Source organism: Bacillus multifaciens (assembly GCF_030756675.1).
GTDB lineage: Bacteria > Bacillota > Bacilli > Bacillales > Bacillaceae_G > Bacillus_A > Bacillus_A multifaciens.
In genome coordinates this window covers 1-19,660 of record NZ_JAVBXD010000025.1, presented here as the reverse complement: position 1 = coordinate 19,660, position 19,660 = coordinate 1, and the positions used below count along the sequence as shown (strand labels likewise).

17 protein-coding genes, 1 pseudogene and 1 riboswitch are annotated in these 19,660 nt (G+C 38.8%); of the genes and pseudogenes, 3 read left to right on the top strand and 15 right to left on the bottom strand.

Annotation, left to right across the window (positions count from 1 at the left end; all coding sequences use genetic code 11):
• Window positions 1-13 precede the first annotated feature (13 nt).
• Window positions 14-2,254 carry a DNA helicase PcrA gene (pcrA, locus tag Q9306_RS15770; RefSeq protein ID WP_306200164.1) on the bottom strand — a complete coding sequence of 747 codons (2,241 nt, stop codon included), beginning with the start codon at window positions 2,252-2,254 and terminating at the stop codon, window positions 14-16.
• The gene (gene pcrB, locus Q9306_RS15765) at window positions 2,255-2,944 is read right to left on the bottom strand and encodes a heptaprenylglyceryl phosphate synthase (RefSeq protein WP_306200161.1); all 690 of its coding nucleotides are present in this window, start codon (window positions 2,942-2,944) and stop codon (window positions 2,255-2,257) included.
• 195 nt (window positions 2,945-3,139) lie between these two features.
• Here pcrB and Q9306_RS15760 point away from each other — a divergent pair, with 195 nt between their 5' ends.
• The 3 genes from Q9306_RS15760 to Q9306_RS15750 all read left to right on the top strand — a co-directional run bounded on the left by Q9306_RS15760 (window position 3,140) and on the right by Q9306_RS15750 (window position 5,024).
• Window positions 3,140-3,523: a YgaP family membrane protein gene (locus tag Q9306_RS15760; protein WP_306200159.1), complete on the top strand. Its 384-nt coding sequence runs from the start codon at window positions 3,140-3,142 to the stop codon at window positions 3,521-3,523.
• 481 nt (window positions 3,524-4,004) lie between these two features.
• Window positions 4,005-4,850 carry an SPFH domain-containing protein gene (locus Q9306_RS15755; RefSeq protein ID WP_306200156.1) on the top strand — a complete coding sequence of 282 codons (846 nt, stop codon included), beginning with the start codon at window positions 4,005-4,007 and terminating at the stop codon, window positions 4,848-4,850.
• A gap of 15 nt (window positions 4,851-4,865) precedes the next feature.
• Entirely contained in the window at window positions 4,866-5,024 is a 159-nt protein-coding gene (locus Q9306_RS15750) for a type II toxin-antitoxin system antitoxin (RefSeq protein WP_098916934.1), read from the top strand.
• Between the two features lie 44 nt (window positions 5,025-5,068).
• Here Q9306_RS15750 and Q9306_RS15745 read toward each other — a convergent pair.
• From Q9306_RS15745 to purE, 13 genes and pseudogenes are all read right to left on the bottom strand, one after another.
• Window positions 5,069-5,305 (bottom strand): annotated as a pseudogene (locus Q9306_RS15745) (hypothetical protein); the annotation flags it as partial.
• A gap of 62 nt (window positions 5,306-5,367) precedes the next feature.
• Window positions 5,368-6,630, bottom strand: a complete 1,263-nt coding sequence (gene purD, locus Q9306_RS15740) for a phosphoribosylamine--glycine ligase (RefSeq protein WP_306200152.1) — start codon at window positions 6,628-6,630, stop codon at window positions 5,368-5,370.
• 231 nt (window positions 6,631-6,861) lie between these two features.
• Window positions 6,862-8,397 carry a bifunctional phosphoribosylaminoimidazolecarboxamide formyltransferase/IMP cyclohydrolase gene (gene purH, locus Q9306_RS15735; protein ID WP_306200149.1) on the bottom strand — a complete coding sequence of 512 codons (1,536 nt, stop codon included), beginning with the start codon at window positions 8,395-8,397 and terminating at the stop codon, window positions 6,862-6,864.
• 36 nt (window positions 8,398-8,433) lie between these two features.
• Window positions 8,434-9,012: a phosphoribosylglycinamide formyltransferase gene (gene purN / locus Q9306_RS15730; RefSeq protein WP_306200146.1), complete on the bottom strand. Its 579-nt coding sequence runs from the start codon at window positions 9,010-9,012 to the stop codon at window positions 8,434-8,436.
• A complete protein-coding gene (purM, locus tag Q9306_RS15725; protein ID WP_306200142.1) occupies window positions 9,009-10,049 on the bottom strand; it encodes a phosphoribosylformylglycinamidine cyclo-ligase in 1,041 nt (346 codons plus the stop codon). Before purM ends, purN begins: the two co-directional genes overlap by 4 nt.
• A gap of 319 nt (window positions 10,050-10,368) precedes the next feature.
• Window positions 10,369-11,784 carry an amidophosphoribosyltransferase gene (gene purF / locus Q9306_RS15720; protein WP_306200139.1) on the bottom strand — a complete coding sequence of 472 codons (1,416 nt, stop codon included), beginning with the start codon at window positions 11,782-11,784 and terminating at the stop codon, window positions 10,369-10,371.
• A complete protein-coding gene (gene purL, locus Q9306_RS15715; RefSeq protein ID WP_306200136.1) occupies window positions 11,769-13,988 on the bottom strand; it encodes a phosphoribosylformylglycinamidine synthase subunit PurL in 2,220 nt (739 codons plus the stop codon). The genes purF and purL overlap by 16 nt, the downstream gene beginning before the upstream one ends.
• Window positions 13,972-14,655, bottom strand: coding sequence for a phosphoribosylformylglycinamidine synthase subunit PurQ (gene purQ, locus Q9306_RS15710; RefSeq protein WP_306200133.1), 684 nt, complete (start codon window positions 14,653-14,655; stop codon window positions 13,972-13,974). Before purQ ends, purL begins: the two co-directional genes overlap by 17 nt.
• On the bottom strand, window positions 14,652-14,906 hold the full coding sequence (gene purS, locus Q9306_RS15705) for a phosphoribosylformylglycinamidine synthase subunit PurS (protein ID WP_306200130.1): 255 nt from the start codon (window positions 14,904-14,906) through the stop codon (window positions 14,652-14,654). The genes purQ and purS overlap by 4 nt, the downstream gene beginning before the upstream one ends.
• Entirely contained in the window at window positions 14,899-15,618 is a 720-nt protein-coding gene (gene purC, locus Q9306_RS15700) for a phosphoribosylaminoimidazolesuccinocarboxamide synthase (RefSeq protein ID WP_306200127.1), read from the bottom strand. The genes purS and purC overlap by 8 nt, the downstream gene beginning before the upstream one ends.
• Before the next feature lie 94 nt (window positions 15,619-15,712).
• Window positions 15,713-17,014, bottom strand: coding sequence for an adenylosuccinate lyase (gene purB / locus Q9306_RS15695; protein ID WP_306200124.1), 1,302 nt, complete (start codon window positions 17,012-17,014; stop codon window positions 15,713-15,715).
• Complete coding sequence (gene purK, locus Q9306_RS15690) at window positions 17,011-18,162, bottom strand: 5-(carboxyamino)imidazole ribonucleotide synthase (protein ID WP_306200121.1); 1,152 nt, start codon at window positions 18,160-18,162, stop codon at window positions 17,011-17,013. Before purK ends, purB begins: the two co-directional genes overlap by 4 nt.
• The gene (gene purE / locus Q9306_RS15685; protein ID WP_306200118.1) at window positions 18,159-18,644 is read right to left on the bottom strand and encodes a 5-(carboxyamino)imidazole ribonucleotide mutase; all 486 of its coding nucleotides are present in this window, start codon (window positions 18,642-18,644) and stop codon (window positions 18,159-18,161) included. The genes purK and purE overlap by 4 nt, the downstream gene beginning before the upstream one ends.
• A 110-nt stretch (window positions 18,645-18,754) precedes the next feature.
• A riboswitch (purine riboswitch) is annotated at window positions 18,755-18,856 on the bottom strand.
• Window positions 18,857-19,660: the final 804 nt, after the last annotated feature.

Genomic DNA, 19,660 nt, shown 5'->3' with positions numbered 1-19,660 from the left:
CCTCATTCCTTTCTTACACTTTCGTCACTGGCGCAAATTTAGCCATTAATCGTTTAATGCCAATCGGACTTGGGAACGCGATGTCTAATTCTTTCCCATCTCCTTCGCCTTTCACACTCACTACCGTGCCAATCCCCCACTTTTGATGTGATGCTTTATCACCAACTGACCAGCCAATTTGCTCACCGCCTGTTGTTTTCGCAGCTGGACGAACAAAGGCTGAACGAGAGCGAACTGTTGTTGTAGTTGCAGGCTTAGACTTTGTACCAAAAGTTTCCCGCTTTGGTTTTACTTCATGAAGCGTTTCAATAAGCTCCTCAGGAATTTCCGAGATGAAACGAGATTCTTTATTCATGCTCGTTCTACCAAATATCGTTCGCATTTGGGCATTCGTTACGTACAGCTCTTCTTCTGCACGTGTAATCCCAACGTATGCTAAGCGGCGTTCTTCTTGCATTTCATCTTCTTCCATTAAAGAACGAGTATGCGGGAAAATCCCTTCTTCTAATCCTAAAATGAAAACGACAGGGAATTCCAATCCTTTTGCAGAGTGCATCGTCATTAAAATGACTTCTTCACCAGCAGTTGGATCTTCATCTACACGATCAATATCAGCAACAAGTGCTAAGTCGGTTAAAAACGCAACAAGACTCTTATCTTCACTTTGTGATTCAAACGTTTGTGTAACAGATAAAAATTCATCTAAGTTTTCCAAACGCCCCTCTGATTCTAACGTACGTTCATTCTTCAGCGCATCACGGTAACCTGTTTTTTCTAACACTTCTTCTACAAGTTCTGTTACAGATAAATATTCTTGCATGTTTACCCAATTATGAAGCTGCTTTGCAAATTCTGCTACTGTCTTCGCAATTTTGGCACTTACACCAACATGCTCAATTTCATCTAATACAGCTGTCAATGAAAGACCATTTTGCACCCCATAATTAATTATCTTATCAATAGATGTTGCTCCAACACCACGTTTTGGCACATTAATAATACGCGCAAAGCTAATTTCATCATCCGGGTTTGCAATTAAACGCAAATACGCCAACATATCTTTAATCTCTTTACGGTCATAGAACTTAATGCCGCCAACAATTTTGTATGGAATATTTGATTTTAAGAAAATCTCCTCGACCATACGGGACTGGGCGTTCGTACGATACAATACTGCAAAGTCTGTATACTTTCGATTTCCCATTTGAATTTCATCACGAATCTTTTTCGCAACAAAATATGCTTCATCTTTTTCAGTTGCAGCGCGGTAATACGAAATTTTACTTCCTACTTGATTATCCGTCCATAACTTTTTCGGTTTACGATTTGTATTATTTTCAATAACCGCATTTGCTGCATTTAAAATACTTTGCGTTGAGCGATAGTTTTGTTCTAATAAAATAACTTGTGCATTGTTATAATCTTTTTCAAATGACAAGATGTTCGAAATATCGGCTCCGCGCCAGCGATAAATCGACTGATCTGAGTCACCAACTACACAAAGATTTTTAAAGCGCGCTGCCAATTGATTAACAAGAATATACTGAGCACGGTTCGTATCCTGATACTCATCAACATGAATATATTGGAATTTACGTTGATAAAACTCCAGTACTTCTGGTACCCGCTCAAATAATTGAATCGTCGTCATAATTAAATCATCAAAATCAAGTGCACTATTTTTAAGAAGACGCTTTTGGTATTCTGTATACACATCGCTCGTCAACTTTTCGTATGGATCTGCAATTGTAATTTTTTTCGCATATTTTTCTGAAGATAACAATTCATTTTTCGCATTGCTAATTCCCGCAAGAATAGAACGCGGTTCAAATTTCTTCGGATCAATATTGCGCTCTTTCATAATTTTTTTCACAACTGTTAATTGATCACTTGCATCTAAAATTGTAAAGTTACGATTAATACCAATGCGATCAATATCTCGTCGTAAAATGCGCACACACATAGAGTGGAATGTTGAAATCCAAATATCCTCTGCTTCTGGACCAACAAGTTTATCAATACGCTCACGCATTTCACGCGCCGCTTTATTTGTAAACGTAATCGCAAGTACATTCCACGGTGCAACACCTTTTTCGCCAAGTAAATAAGCAATGCGGTGCGTTAACACACGCGTCTTACCACTACCTGCTCCCGCCATAAGTAACAATGGTCCAGACGTTGATTGGACAGCCTTTTGTTGCTGCGGATTTAATCCTGTTAATAATTTTTCTGTTATACTCATGTATTCGGCCACCTACTTTCCTTTTACAGCTTGTACTGTTGCTAAAGCTTTCTTTATATCTTCATAAATTAAATTTCCAACGACAACTGTATCTGCATATTGTGCCATTTCTTTCGCTTGGTCTGCATTTGCAATCCCGCCACCATAATATAATGTTGCACTCTGCAGCTCAGCTTTCACTTTTCTTACAAGTTCCGCATCTCCATACGTGCCGCTGTATTCTAAATAGAAAATTGGTAAATGGAGAAGTTTATCTGCCATACGTGCATATGCAATCACATCATCTTCTGATAGTTCACAATTTGCTTCCGCTAACTTTGCTACTTTCGCTTCTGGATTTAACACACAATATCCTTGCATGAAAATTTCATCCCAGTTCATAATATCTCCATATTCTTTCAATGCCGCATGATGAAGACCTGTTACCCAGTCTACCTTTTGACTGTTTAATACACTTGGGATGTAATAAAAATCGAATCCTGGTGTAATCGAATCCAGCGTTGAAACTTCTAATACACAAGGAACCGCATATCTACGAATGCTTACTAGCATGTGTAATACATTATCAATTGTAATTCCGTCACTTCCGCCAACAATAACAGCGTCCGTTCCCGATTCACAAATAAGCTCTAAATGTTCATCGCTTAACTCCTTATTTGGATCAAGCTTAAATACATGTTTCCACTGTGAAATATCGTACATGAAAACACCCTTTCTTTTCTCTAATCGTCTTTACACATTCTTTCATTATAACAAAAAATAAGCTGCTGACACACGTCCCATCCAACATCTTTTTCTACGTCAAATGTTGGATTGTATACAGAAAAAGCATGCAAGGAACAATAACTCTTGAAATGGATAAACCTATTTCAAAGCTGATGAAAAGGAGTGAATGTCTTGAGCAAGCAAAACATCGGCACAATCAATGCTCTTATTCGTATTACACTTGGTTTTGTACTACTTAGCTGCAGCACTGCAAAGCTTGTAAGAAAACCATGGTGTACTTGGTCGAAGATTATGCTTTGGGTCGGAGCAATGAGAATCGCAGAGGGCATCATTCGTTTCTGTCCTATTGTCGAAGCATGCAAACTTAGTAAATATATGAACATGCCAGATTTAAAAATGCCAGGCATGGATTTTATGAAGAATGGACAGTCTAATAAACAAGAAGCACCTCCTACTTCTCATAAAGACGAAAAGACAAGTCATGGAAGTTATGATGCTTCTGATAAGGAAATTGAGTCTGAACTCGAAAAGGCTCTTCTATCCAAACCGCTTTGAATCATTTGTCAACATGCAAGATGCTCTCAAAGAAACTTAGTCGCTGCAGTGGGCGGCTAAGTTTTCTTTTATTTTATTTTATCACAAACAAGAACTAATGTTCTATTTACTGAAATTTTATTTTTTCGTAACTACTCAGTTACTTTATGAAAAAAAGGCAGAAAAGCATTTTTTTAAATGGGCGAGAGGAACTGGCGATGCATAGGAGCGATCAGGACCTTTTCCTGCCACGTGCAAGGTTTGAAAACAAAAGTAGACAATAAGTACAGGCTCCTACCCTGTTTGCATGACAGCAGTCTACATGCAAAAAAATGAATTTATAAGTAATAGAGAGACACATCTTCACTAGAATCATACCCTTTTCTAAATTTCTAAAAGGTATAGCTGAGTAGTTACGTTTTTTCTAAAAATTATAACAGAAACCTATTGTCATCTTTGATATAAAAGTGATATCATTTTTATATCAAAAGGAGGCGAGATCATGAAAGAAAAACAAGTATTTCATGTAAATGGATTTTTAGGACTGCTTGCAGTTTTAGTTTTAATTGGAGTTGGTTTAGTAAGCCTTATTAATGAACTATTTGCTATTGGTATTCCTTCTTTTTTATTAGCAGCAATCCTTGTAAGCGGCATTGGCATGGTACAGCCAAACCAAGCAAAAGTGATTACATTTTTCGGTAACTATTTAGGAACCATTCGTGAAAATGGCCTATTTTTAACAGTTCCATTTGCATTTCGTCAAACCGTTTCACTACGTGTTGAAAACTTTAATAGTAAAAAATTAAAGGTAAACGATGTCGAGGGGAATCCAATTGAAATTGCAGCTGTTGTTGTTTATAAAGTTGTCGACTCAGCAAAAGCAATCTTCGGTGTTGAGCATTATGATGCTTTCGTGGAAATTCAAAGTGAAACAGCAATTCGCCACGTGGCAACGAAATATGCATATGATAATTTCCAAGATGAAAACAGTATTACACTGCGCGGAAACTCAGAAGAAATTTCCGAAGAATTAAAACGCGAATTAGAAGCACGTTTAGAAATTGCAGGCGTAGAAGTAATCGAAACTCGTTTAACGCACTTAGCTTACGCAACTGAAATTGCCCATGCAATGCTTCAGCGTCAACAAGCAAAAGCAGTATTAGCTGCAAGAAAAGAAATTGTAGAAGGTGCTGTACAAATGGCGAAAGATTCTATTCAAAAACTCGATGAAGAGGGTATACTTGATCTAGATGACGAAAGAAAAGCAAATATGGTTAATAACTTATTAGTTGCCATCGTCTCAGATAAAGGAGCACAACCCGTTATTAATACAGGAAGTCTCTACTAAAGGTTGTAGGTAATCATGGCTAAAAAGAAAAGCTTCCCATTACGAATCGATCCCGAATTGTACGCAGTTATTGAAAAATGGGCAAACGACGAATTTCGAAGTGTAAATGCTCATATTGAATATTTACTTCGCGAGATGGCAAAGCAAAAGGGTAAGATAAAAAAAGAGTCCTAACTTTTTAATGAATAGGACTCTTTTTCCTTTTATATGTACCGCAATTATTTATTGCCAAACATTTTATCTATTGATTTTGAGTTTGCAAGCAATGCTTCCTGTAAGTTTTCATCAGAAACAATTTTATAGTTACCGTCCTTGTCTTTCTTTAAGTTCAGCGTAACTTCACGGGTCGCCATTACCGCATCTTTATCAGACAAGTTCTTAACAAGAGTTGTCGTCATCATTTACTCCATTTCCTTCTCAGATTGTTCTTTGTTTTCACTAAACGCACTTGCAAAATTAAATAAGACCCCAAAGCGAAATGTACTTTCACTTTGAGGCCTTACATCATCGCCAGTATCTAAAGAGTCTGGCCAATCGCACGGTACCCAATATCGCTACGATAAAATAAACCGTCGCTTTCAATTTTTGCTATTTCTTTATACACCTTATCTTTCGCTGTTTGTAAGTCTTTTTCTTTACAAGCAACAAACAACACACGCCCGCCATTCGTTACAAATTCTCCGTCTTTCACATCTGTTCCGGCATGAAAGACAATTACATCCTCTAACGTTTCTAAGCCTTTTATAACCGCGCCTTTTTCATAGCTTTCTGGATATCCTTTTGAAGCAAGAACAACACCAATTACCGCTTCTTCAGACCACTCTAAAGCAAGTTCTTTTCCATCTAATACATGGTTACATACATCAACTAAATCACTCTCTAAACGAGGTAAGATTACTTCTGTTTCCGGATCGCCAAAGCGCGCATTGAATTCAATTACTTTCGGTCCTTCACTTGTTAAAATAAGTCCTGCGTATAAAATACCTGTAAAAGAACGTCCTTCTTGAATCATTGCCGCGGCTGTCGGATGTAGAATGGTTTCAATCGCCTCTGCAACTGCTGACTCTGGAATTTGCGGTACCGGAGAATACGCACCCATTCCCCCTGTATTTGGCCCTTTATCCCCATCAAAAGCACGTTTATGATCTTGGGCAATTACCATTGGGTGTACAGTTGTCCCGTTGACAAATGCCATAAGCGAAAATTCTTGTCCATCTAAAAATTCTTCAATCACAACTTTTTTGCTTGCTTCTCCAAATTTAACATCTTGCAGCATTTCCTTTACAGATTGCAATGCTTCTTCTAACGTCATGGCAACTGTTACACCTTTACCAGCTGCTAAACCGTCTGCTTTAATGACGATTGGTGCGCCAACTTTTTCAATGTATGCTACCGCTTCCTCATAGTTTGTAAACGTCTCATATGCTGCTGTTGGAATATCATACTTTTTCATAAGCTCTTTCGTAAAAGCTTTACTTCCTTCAATTACAGCTGCTGCTTGATTCGGACCGAAAGCACGAAGACCTGCTTCTTCAAAACGATCAACAATCCCGTTCATAAGCGGAATTTCTGGTCCAACAAATGTTAAACCGATATTATTTTCTTTCGCAAAAGCAATAAGCGCATCAAAATCATTTTCATCAATTGCTACAGGTGTTGCTACATCTTTCATTCCTTCATTTCCTGGTGCTACATATACAGTCTCTACTTGCTTTGACCCTGCAAATTTCCACGCTAACGCATGCTCACGTCCACCGCGGCCAATTACTAAAACATTCATATTTCATCCTCCATTATTCAAGTTAAAACCCAGTCCCTTCGCGATATATCGGCGGAAATGGTGCATTTATCGGCGACTTTCACAATATATCGACCGTTCTTTAACATATATCGGCGCTTCGACACGATTTAAAGACCCTTCGACGATGTTCGACACGCAAGCTAGATCATATTCAAAAGTAGAAGAAGATGACCCAAAAGTGGACTTTTGGTCATCTCCTTTGTTCCTCAATTAATGTTTGAAATGACGGACGCCAGTGAACACCATCGTGATGCCATACTCGTCCGCTTTTTGAATGGATTCTTCATCACGAATAGATCCGCCTGGTTGAATGATTGCTGTAATGCCGGCTTTAGCTGCTTCTTCTACTGTATCTGGCATTGGGAAGAAGGCATCAGATGCAAGTGCGCTACCCTGTGCTTTCTCACCCGCTTGTGTAATGGCAATTTTCGCTGAGCCAACGCGGTTCATTTGCCCTGCACCAACACCGATCGTCATATTATCTTTCGCTAAAACAATCGCATTAGATTTTACGTGTTTCACAACTTTCCATGCTAATTTCAAATCGTTCCACTCTTGCTCTGTTGGTTCACGTTTTGTTGGAATTGTTACTGTACCTTCATCTAATGACAATGTATCCTCTTCTTGTACAAGTAAACCACCTTGTACTGACGTTAGTTTTTTACTTGCTGCTTCTGCTTTAGCGATATCCACTGTTAACAAACGTAAGTTTTTCTTACTTTGTAAGACTTCTAGAGCTTCCTTTGAGAAAGAAGGTGCAATAATGATTTCTAAGAAAATCTCATGCAGTTTTTCTGCGGTAGCTTTGTCAATTTCACGGTTTGCTGCAATAATGCCGCCAAAAATTGATACTGGATCTGCTTCGTAAGCACGTGTATATGCTTCATGAATATCAGCTCCAACACCAACGCCGCACGGATTCATATGTTTTACCGCTACAACTGCCGGCTCTGTAAATTCTTTCACGATGCTAAGCGCTGCATCTGTATCATTGATGTTATTATAAGATAATTCTTTTCCATGTAATTGTTTTGCATAAGCAACAGAAGAAGCTGCTGCAAACGGTGCTTTATAAAATGTTGCTTTTTGATGTGGGTTTTCACCGTAACGTAAGTCTTGTTTTTTCTCAAACGTAACAGTTAACGTTTCAGGACTTTCTTCTCCTGTTTGTTCTGTTAAATAGTTTGAGATTAATGCATCATATGCCGCTGTATGACGGAATACTTTTGCTGCTAATTTACGTTTTGTTTCTTTTGAAACGTCTCCGCTTCCTTTTAGTTCTCCTAATACAACATCGTAGTCTGTTGGATCAACGATAACTGTTACAAACTCATGGTTTTTCGCAGCAGAACGAATCATCGTTGGGCCGCCAATATCAATATTTTCAATTGCATCAGCAAATGTCACATCTGGCTTTGCAATTGTTTCTTTAAATGGATATAAGTTTACAACAACAAAGTCGATTGGCTGAATGCCTAATTCATTCATCTGCGCTACATGCGTTTCATTATCACGTACAGCAAGAAGTCCACCATGAATGTTTGGATGTAATGTTTTCACACGACCGTCCATAATTTCTGGAAAACCAGTTACTTCAGAAATACCAATTACTTGTAAGCCGTTTTCTTCTAGTAATTTTTTCGTCCCGCCTGTTGAAATAACCTCAATACCTTGCTCAAGTAATCCTTTTACAAATTCTACAACTCCAGCTTTATTTGAAACACTTACTAATGCACGCTTTTTCATTTATTCCCCACCCCTAGTTGTATTAAATGGCTGCTCTTATGACCTTACTTCAGAATGTAATAAAGATTTCACCGTATCCACGTACAATCTATGTTCGACAAGTTGAATTTTCTTTTGTAAACTTTCTCGTGTATCATCTTCAGAAACTGTTACTGCTTCTTGTGCGATAATTGGCCCAGTGTCCATCCCTGCATCAACGTAATGGATTGTTACACCTGTTACTTTCACACCAGCTTCAATTGCTTGTCCAACTGCATCTTTTCCAGGAAAGCTTGGCAATAGTGAAGGATGAATGTTAACGATTCTCCCTCCATAAGCAGTTAGCAATGTCGGACCAATTAAGCGCATATACCCCGCTAAAATAATCCAATCAATCTCGTATTCTTGCAATTTCGTTACTATTTCTTGTTCGAATGCTTCCTTTGATTCATACGCTTTCGCTGAAAAGGAAAAGCAAGGAACACGATGATCATTTGCACGATTTACAACACGTGCGTCTGGCTGATCGCATACAAGCAAACTAAGCTGTGCATCTAATCTCCCAGCTTCTACAGCATCCACAATCGCTTGAAAATTAGAACCGCTTCCCGAAGCAAAAATTGCTAATCGGCTCATAATACTGCTCCTCCAGCAAAAGTAACACCTGACCCTTTCACAGTGCGTCCGATAATATGAGCTATTTCCCCTTGTTCTTCTAGAAGTTTCATAGCACCTTCTGCATCTTCTGCTTTGACCGCTACTACCATACCAATACCCATGTTAAAAATATTGAACATTTCTTCTTTCTTTAATTCACCAACTTCTTGCAGTAAATCAAAAATTGGGTGAACTGACCAAGAACCAAGTTCAATTTGTGCTCCAATACCTTCTGGCAACATACGTGGAATATTTTCAATAAATCCGCCGCCAGTAATGTGAGCTATACCAGTTACGTTATATTTCTTCAATAGTTCTAAAATAGGTTTGACGTAAATTTTTGTTGGTTTTAATAATTCTTCACCAAGTGGTAGTTCTAAACGACCATAAATACGATCAAGTGAAAGTTGTCCATCCTCTAATAACACTTTACGGACAAGAGAATAACCATTACTATGAATTCCGCTAGAAGCAAGTCCAATTAATACTTGATCCGCTTCAATCAATTGTCCTGTAACAATTTTCTTTTTATCGACAATACCAACTGTAAAACCAGCTAAATCGTATTCTTCCTCAGAATACATCCCTGGCATTTCAGCTGTTTCCCCGCCGATTAATGAACAACCAGCTTGACGGCATCCTTCTGCAATTCCTTTGACGATGTTTTCAATTTTACTAGGTTCTGCTTTACCGCAAGCAATATAATCAAGGAAAAAAAGTGGCTCTGCCCCTTGAACAACAATATCGTTCACACACATTGCAACTGCATCAATACCGATTGTGTGATGCTTATCCATCATGAAGGCAAGCATTAATTTTGTTCCTACACCATCTGTTCCAGATACCAATACTGGCTCCTCTAGTGCAAATTTTGAAAGATCAAACATTCCTCCAAAACCGCCTAACCCGCCTAGCACTTCTTTTCTCATCGTTGTTTGCACGTGTTTTTTCATGCGAGATACCGCTTCATATCCAGCTTCAATATCTACTCCTGCTTGCTTATATGCATTCGCCATCGTTTCTATACACCTCGTCTTTTTATACTGAAAGAATTTCTCTCGCCTACTGGGCAGTAACTGTAAGAAAAAGCGAGCTTCTACATAGCATATAGTAGAAGCTGCTATACTTTCTTATCGTACTCTATATAAATTTTTTCGACATATAGGTCGCTGCTGTGCAGACAAAAAATGACTTACACTTGCTCGCTCCCTTTGTTTTAAACCTTGCATGTGGTAGGAAAAGGCCCTGACCGCTTCTATGCACGGCCAGATGCTCTCGCCCCTCCCTAAAAAGAAAAGGGTTTTTATGTCGTTTTTCAACTTATATATCTTTACTTTATTTCATGCTTTCTAAAAGCTCTTGTTCGTAATCATAAAGAGCAGTTGGATAATCCCCATTAAAGTAAGCCATACATAAACCGCCATATTTCCCTTCATACGGGCGGCCAATTGCATCGATTAAGCCCTCTTCACTTAAAAATGTTAAAGAGTCTGCTCCAATGATCTCACGAATTTCTTCTATCGAATGATTTGCTGCAATTAATTCTTTTCTTGTTTGAATATCAATTCCATAGAAGCACGGATACTTAAGAGGCGGCGAAGCAATTCTTACGTGCACTTCTGTTGCCCCAGCCTCGCGAAGCATGCGAACAATTCGCTTGCTTGTTGTACCACGCACAATCGAATCATCAATCATAACAACACGTTTTCCTTCAACAACACCGCGTACTGCCGAAAGTTTCATTTTTACCCCTTGTTCACGCAACTCTTGAGAAGGTTGGATAAACGTACGTCCAACATAACGATTTTTAATTAAACCTAATTCATAAGGGATTCCAGTTGCTTCTGCATAGCCGATTGCCGCTGAAATACTAGAATCTGGTACACCAGTTACAACATCTGCTTCAACTGGCGCTTCATTCGCTAATAATTTCCCCATGTTTTTACGTGCGGCATGAACGTTAACGCCAGCAATGTTTGAATCAGGGCGCGCGAAGTAAATGTACTCCATGCTGCAAATCGCATGCTCTACATCATTTGTATAGCGATCTACGTGTATTCCCTCATCATTGATAACAATGATTTCTCCAGGCTCTACATCACGAATGTATGTTGCACCAACAACATCAAATGCACATGTTTCAGATGCTACAACGTATGCATCTCCCATCTTTCCAATCGAAAGTGGACGGAACCCATTCGGATCTAATGCAACAATCATTTCGTTTCCTGTTAATAACAAATAGGCAAAAGCACCTTTTACTTTGTTTAATGCGTCTTTTACACTTTCAATTAATGTACCTTTTGTATTACGTTTAATTAGATGAAGCAATACTTCTGTATCCGAACTTGTTTGAAAAATACTTCCCTCTGCCTCTAATTCACGGCGAAGCATTTTAGCATTAATTAAATTACCGTTATGCGCTAATGCCATACTATGGTCTGAAAAGCGGAATAACAACGGTTGAACATTCGCCACTTCAGCGCCGCCCGCTGTCGCATAACGAACGTGTCCAATCGCTGATCTTCCGTTTAAATCATCTAACTCACCGCGTGAAAACACTTCTGATATTAAACCAAGCCCTCTATGACCAACGATTTTCTCCCCATTATCAACAACAATGCCAGCGCCTTCTTGACCACGGTGCTGCAAGCTATGCAGCCCATAATACGTAACTTGTGCTGCATTTTCATGCCCCCAAATTCCGAAAACGCCGCATTCTTCATTTAGCCCCTTTATTTCATTAAGCATGGAATAGCCCCTTTCCAAGCCGTTCTCATTTCATCAACATCCGCTGTAAGCAACACTTCATTTTCTTCATTACGAATTGTTAATTGATTTGTATTTGTTACTTCCCCAACACAAAGTGCGTCTACCATATTTTCAAACGCTTCTTTTTGCTCGCGTTTTACTGTAACAATAAAGCGAGATTGGGATTCTGCAAATAGCATCGCTGTCGTTTCCCCAGTTAACTTCACATCTGCGCCTAATCCGTTTGCTCCCATTGCACTTTCTGCGAGCGCAACTGCTAATCCGCCTTCTGCAACATCATGCGCTGATTGTACAAGACCTTCTTGAATCGCTGCTAATAATTGCTTTTGACGTTTTTCTTCTACTTCTAAATCGATGCTTGGTGCCTGACCGAAAATCTTCCCATACACCATCTTTTGCAATTCGCTGCCGCCGAACTCCGCTTTTGTTTCACCGATTACATAAACGAGATCACCAGCTTGCTTAAACTCTTGCGTTGTTACATGCTTTACATCATGTACAAGACCAACCATACCAACAGTTGGTGTTGGGTATACTGCTTCCCCACTGCGCTCATTGTACATTGATACGTTTCCACCAATAACAGGTGTATTTAAGGTGCGGCACGCTTCACTCATACCATCTACTGACTTCTCAATTTGCCAGAAGATTTCTGGCTTTTCTGGGTTACCAAAGTTTAAGCAATCTGTAATTGCAAGTGGCTCACCGCCAGAACATACAATATTACGTGCTGCTTCTGCTACAGCAATTTTCCCGCCTACTTCTGGGTCTAAATAAATGTAGCGAGAGTTACAATCTGTTGTCATTGCTAATGCTTTATTTGTACCGCGTACACGAACAACTGCTGCATCAGATCCTGGTATAACAACTGTGTTTGTGCGTACTTGATAATCATATTGATCATATACCCACTCTTTACTTGCAATCGTTGGCTGCTGAAGTAAAGAAAGTAATGTTTCTTTATAGTTTTCTACTTTTGGTGTTTCCATCTTCATTTGTTGGAACTCTGCAAAGTACGCTGCTTCTTTTGAAGGCTTATGATAAACAGGTGCTTCCTCTGCTAATGCATCAGCTGGCACTTCCGCAACCATTTCACCTTTATGGAATAAACGAAGCATTTTATCTTCTGTTACTTTCCCCATTGTTACTGCTGCAAGGCCGTATTTTTCAAATAACTCTACAATCTCTTGTTCTCTACCTTTTTTCACGACAATTAGCATACGCTCTTGTGATTCAGAAAGCATCATCTCATAAGGCGTCATACCTGTTTCACGCTGCGGTACATCATCTAAATACATTTCAATACCCATACCTGCTTTACTTGCCATCTCTGCAGAAGATGATGTTAAGCCTGCCGCTCCCATGTCTTGAACACCAACAAGTGCGTCAGATTTTACAAGCTCTAAGCACGCCTCGATTAAAAGCTTCTCCATAAATGGATCGCCTACTTGCACTGCTGGACGTTTTGCTTCAGAATCCTCAGATAGCTCTTCTGATGCAAACGTTGCACCGTGAATACCGTCACGTCCTGTTGAAGCACCAACATACATTACTGTATTACCAGCACCGTGCGCTTGCCCTTTTTTAATATCTTCATGATTAATTAACCCAACGCACATTGCATTTACAAGTGGATTTCCTTCATAGCATGGATCGAACTGTACTTCACCGCCAACAGTTGGAATACCAATGCAGTTACCGTATCCTGCAATACCTGCTACAACTTCTTCAAATAAATATTTTACGCGCGGTGATTTTAGCTCACCGAAGCGAAGTGAATTTAACATCGCAATTGGACGTGCTCCCATAGAAAACACATCACGGATAATACCGCCAACCCCTGTCGCTGCACCTTGATATGGCTCAATTGCAGATGGATGGTTATGACTTTCCATTTTAAATACTACCGCTTGATTATCACCGATATCTACGATTCCAGCACCTTCACCAGGACCTTGTAGTACACGTTCACCAGTCGTTGGAAACTTACGAAGAACTGGCTTAGAATTTTTATAACTACAATGCTCTGACCACATAACAGAGAACAATCCTGTTTCTGTATAGTTTGGCAGACGTCCTAAAATCTTTTCAACCATGGCAAACTCTTCGTCTGTTAATCCCATTTCCGCATAAATGCGCCCTTCTTTAATTTGAGTTGGATTTGGTTCAAGCAGTAACGACATATGTTTCCCTCCAATGTTTCAAAATAGATTGAAATACTTTTAGACCATCCGCGGATCCAAGTAATTCATCCACAGCACGTTCTGGATGCGGCATCATACCAAGTACATTTCCTTGCTCATTTACAATCCCTGCAATATCTGAAACGCTTCCGTTTGGATTCTCTACATAACGGAAGGCAATTTGATTATTTTCTTCTAACTGTTTCAACGCTGCTTCATCACAGTAGTAGTTTCCTTCACCATGAGCGATTGGAATATCGATCACTTCATCTTTCTCATATTGTGATGTGAACATTGTTGTATTATTTTCAACACGAAGCTGAACAGTACGGCACATAAACTTTAAGTTTTTATTGCGAATTAATGCACCTGGCAATAGTCCAGACTCTACTAAAATTTGAAATCCGTTACATACACCTAAGATTGGTTTTCCTGCTTCAGCTGCTTTTTTTACACCTTTCATTGCATTTGCAAAACGTGAAATAGCTCCGCAGCGAAGGTAATCTCCGTAAGAGAAACCACCTGGTAGTAAAATTGCATCGTACTGATCTAAGTTTTCTTCACTATGCCAAACGTAGTCTACATCTTGGCCAAGCTCATCTTTAATTGCATGAAACATATCTACGTCACAGTTCGAACCTGGGAAAACGATTACGGCAAATTTCACTGCGCGACAACCTCCTCAACTTCATAGCAATAATCTTCAATCACTACGTTCGTTAATAATTTTTCGCACATTTCTTTTACCATTGCATCAATATCTGTAACTGATTTATCAATTGTTAGTTCCATATATTTACCAATACGAACATCTTGTACTTCTGTAAAGGAAAGACTATGAAGCGCTCCTTTTACCGCTGTTCCTTGTGGATCTAATACACTTTCTCTTAACGTTACATATACCTTTACTTTATACATGTGAAGCTCCCCCTAATCGTTTTAAAATCTCTTCATAAGCCTCTGTTAAATTACCAAGATCGCGGCGAAATACATCTTTATCAAATTTTTCATTGCTCGTTTCATCCCATAAACGGCATGTATCTGGTGAAATCTCGTCCGCTAATATAATTTCTCCACTTTCTGTTACACCGAACTCTAGTTTAAAATCTACTAATCTTACACGACAGCTTGCGAAATGATCAATCAATACTTGATTGATCTGTAGAGCTTTTTCTCGTAGTATGCTTACTTGCTCTGGCGTTGCAACGTTCAACACACGAATATGATCTTCTGTTACAAGAGGATCCCCTAAATCATCATCTTTGTAGTAAAGTTCGACGATTGGTGTTGTAAGTGTAATACCTTCTTCCATACCTAGTCGTTTTGAAAGACTACCCGCAATCACATTTCTTGTGACAACTTCTAATGGAATAATGCTTACTTTTTTTACAATTTGTTCTATTTCTGATATTTTCTCAACAAAGTGTGTTTTAATTCCCACTTCTTGTAACTTTCTGAATAGAAGAGTTGTAATCTCGTTGTTCAGACGACCTTTTCCTGTAATCGTCGCTTTCTTTTCCCCATTGAAAGCAGTAGCACTATCTTTATACTCTACCCAAACCATATCTGCTGCTTCTGTACGATAAATTCTTTTTGCTTTACCTTCATACAGCAATTCTAGCTTTTGCATTTCGCAAGCCCCCTGTAGTTTGAAAAATGTGAATAGTATGTTTATAAAGAATGGCACAGAATGAAACGATTCTGTGCCATATAAAATTATCAGCTTAGTTTAATCCAAGACGTTCAAAAATTGTATCAACATGTTGCAGGTGATGTTCATAGTTGAAACATTCATTGATTTCTTCTTGTGTTAACTTGCTTGTAATACGCTCGTCAGCTTCTACAAGCTCTTTAAATTGTACTTGTGTTTCCCATGCTTCCATCGCTTTAGGTTGTACAATATCATAAGCTTCTTCACGTACCATACCTTTGTCGATTAACGTAAGCATTACGCGCTGAGAGTAAATTAAGCCATATGTTCTTTCCATGTTGCGTTTCATGTTCTCTGGGAATACCGTTAAGTTTTTCACGATATTACCGAAACGATTTAACATGTAATTTAACGCGATTGTTGCATCTGGTAAAATAACGCGCTCTGCAGAAGAGTGTGAAATATCACGCTCATGCCATAATGGAACATTCTCGTAAGATGTCATCATATAACCACGGATAACACGAGCTAAACCAGTCATATTTTCAGAACCGATTGGATTTCGTTTATGCGGCATTGCAGAAGAACCTTTTTGTCCTTTCGCAAATGACTCTTCCACTTCACGTGTTTCACTCTTTTGTAAACCGCGAATTTCAACTGCCATTTTCTCAATAGATGTTGCGATTAATGCAAGTGTTGACATGTAATGTGCATGACGATCACGTTGCAATGTTTGTGTTGAAATCGGAGCTGCTTCTAACCCTAAGTTTTCACAAACATATTTTTCTACGAATGGATTAATGTTCGCGAATGTACCAACTGCACCAGACAATTTACCAACGCGAACTGTATCAGCTGCTTGTTTAAAACGTTCTAAGTTACGTTTCATTTCTTCATACCAAAGACCAAGTTTTAAACCAAATGTTGTTGGTTCTGCATGAACACCGTGCGTTCTGCCCATCATAATTGTGTATTTATGTTCTTTTGCTTTGTTAGCTAAAATAGTAATGAAATTTTCTAAATCGTTTAGTAGAATGTCATTTGCTTGTTTTAAGATATAAGATAAAGCTGTATCTACTACGTCTGTAGATGTTAAACCATAATGAACCCATTTGCGTTCTTCGCCTAATGCTGGTGTTTCTGATACAGCACGAGTAAATGCTACAACATCATGACGTGTTTCTTGTTCAATTTCATAAATACGATCAATATCGAAAGATGCATTTTCACGAAGCTTTTTCACATCTTCTTTTGGAATATCGCCAAGCTCAGCCCATGCCTCGCAAGCTAAGATTTCAACTTCTAACCATGCTTTAAATTTATTTTCTTCCGTCCAAATCGCACCCATCTCAGGGCGTGTATAACGACTAATCATCTTTTTCCCTCCAAAAGTTGTTCTTGATGGTCCCAAATATGCAAACTCTGCGCTTTTTCTAAAGCAACTTCAATATTTTCATTTAAAATATTTACATGCCCCATTTTACGCTGCGCTTTTGCTTCTTCTTTTCCATACAAGTGTAAATAGCACCCGGTAAATCTATTCACTTGTCTTAGGACCCCTTCTATATGTTCGCCTAAAATGTTTACCATGACAACTGGTTTTAACAAATTTGTTTCTCCTAGAGGTAAATTACAGATTGCTCGAATATGTTGCCCAAATTGACTCGTTTCACATGCATCGATTGTATAATGTCCTGAATTGTGAGGTCTTGGTGCTAATTCATTAATATAAATCTCATCATCTGCCGTAGCAAACATCTCTACCGCTAGTGTTCCCACAAGCTGAAGTTCATCCGCAAGTACCCGTGCATATGCAATTGCTTTTTGGGAAAGTGCTTCTGTGATGCGAGCTGGTACGATGGATTCATGTAAAATGTTATTTACATGAATATTTTCAGCTACTGGAAATACCTTCGTTTCACCACTAACACTGCGAATGACAATAACTGATACTTCTTTTTCAAATGGCACCCATTTTTCAAGAATACATTCAGCTTGATTTACAAGTTCCCTTGCTCTTACAACATCCGCTTCGCTTCTTAAAACAACTTGCCCTTTCCCGTCATATCCCCCTGTTGTTGTTTTTAACACACAGGGAAAGGAAAGTTCCGTAATTGCTTCTAAAAGTGCATCTTGCGTCTGCACGAGTCTATATGGTGCAACTGGTAAGCCAACACTTACGATTGCATTCTTTTCTGTAAAACGATTCTGCGTTTTATTTAACAACTGACTACCTTGTGGTAAATACGCATGTTTTTCAAGCCATTGTAAACATCTATAATCTATATTTTCAAATTCATATGTGATAACATCGCTTATTTCCGCTAAATGCTGAATCGCTTTCAAATCATCATATGCTGCAACAATTTCAATATCAGCAACTTGTGCACATGGCGAATGCTCTGCCGGATCTAGTACAGCAATTTTATAACCCATTTCCTTCGCTGCTAGCGCCATCATTCTTCCAAGCTGGCCACCGCCAATAATTCCAATTGTTTTTCCAGGTAAAATGATTCTTGTCATATCAGTTCACTACCTTCACGCACATTTTTCTCGATTGCTTCTCTTCTCAATTCTAATGCATCATGTATATCATCATGAAATGATCCGAGTATTTGTGCTGCAAGTAGTCCTGCGTTTGTTGCACCAGCCTTACCGATCGCAACAGTCGCCACCGGAACCCCTCCTGGCATTTGAACGATAGACAGTAACGAATCTAAACCATTTAACGCTTTTGATTGAACAGGAACACCGATTACAGGAAGATTTGTCTTCGCTGCAACCATCCCTGGTAAATGAGCAGCTCCGCCAGCTCCAGCAATAATAACTTTTAATCCACGTTCACGAGCTGTTTCTGCATATTCAAACATATAATCTGGAGTCCGATGAGCAGATACAACTTTCTTCTCATACGGAATGTTTAATTCTTCTAAAATGTCACAAGCATATTTCATTGTTTCCCAGTCTGACGTGCTTCCCATTATGATTCCAACTAGTGATTTCATATTAGAATCCCCCCGATTCAAATAAAAAAAGCCTGAGATAGAACATTTTCTCTTTTACTATGAGAGAAAGCGCTCTACTCAGGCATAAGTATCTCATGTGAATAGAAAAATACCGAGTGACTTTCCCTCATAGTCTAACGAATAACGGTCGTTAGGTAGAGACTTGCAGGCCATATCCCCGCGATTATATGAGGTGCGATATAATATTGTTTCTACCGTTATATTAACAGGTGTTATTCAAACATGTCAATAAATAATCGAATGTTTTTTACCCAGTACATTATAACGTTCGTGTTTTAGTTATAATAAAAAGAAGAACCGAAAAAATATGCAAAAAAGGAAGGGAATTAAAGAAGAAATGCGAGAATATATGCAATTTAACTCGCATAACCATTCACTATATAAATAGGAAGGATTACATTCAAAAACAATTCAAAGTTATTGCGATTGGAGATATAGCAGGAACTACCTTTTGTATATTTAAGCATCGCCTATGATACTATTATTATAAATTCATTCTTTGGCATATAGACTGCTGTCATGCAAACAAGGGCAGGAGCCTGCACTTATTGTCTACTTTTGTTTTCAAACCTTGCACGTGGCAGGAAAAGGCACTGACCGCTCTTATGCATCGCCAGTCTCTCTCGCCCATTTAAATAAATGCTTTTCTGTCGGTATGAGGAAACTTAACATATTGTCATATTTATGTTTTTCTATCGCAATAACTGCTGCAATTATTGCATCCTCTTTTATAACATCTGACTTTTTGTAGAAATAATCAGTCCCATCATCGGAATTATTTTAGGTTCTTTCGGAAAACCTGGAAAGCCAAAACAAATTGCTATTATTTTAAACAGCATCTTCATTCCCCACTGATTAACCGCTCGTTAATACGGGATAAAAATGAACACAAAAAAACCCAAGTCGAAACGACTTAGGTTTTTGCCTGGCAACGTCCTACTCTCACAGGGACAAAGTCCCAACTACCATCGGCGCTAGAGAGCTTAACTTCCGTG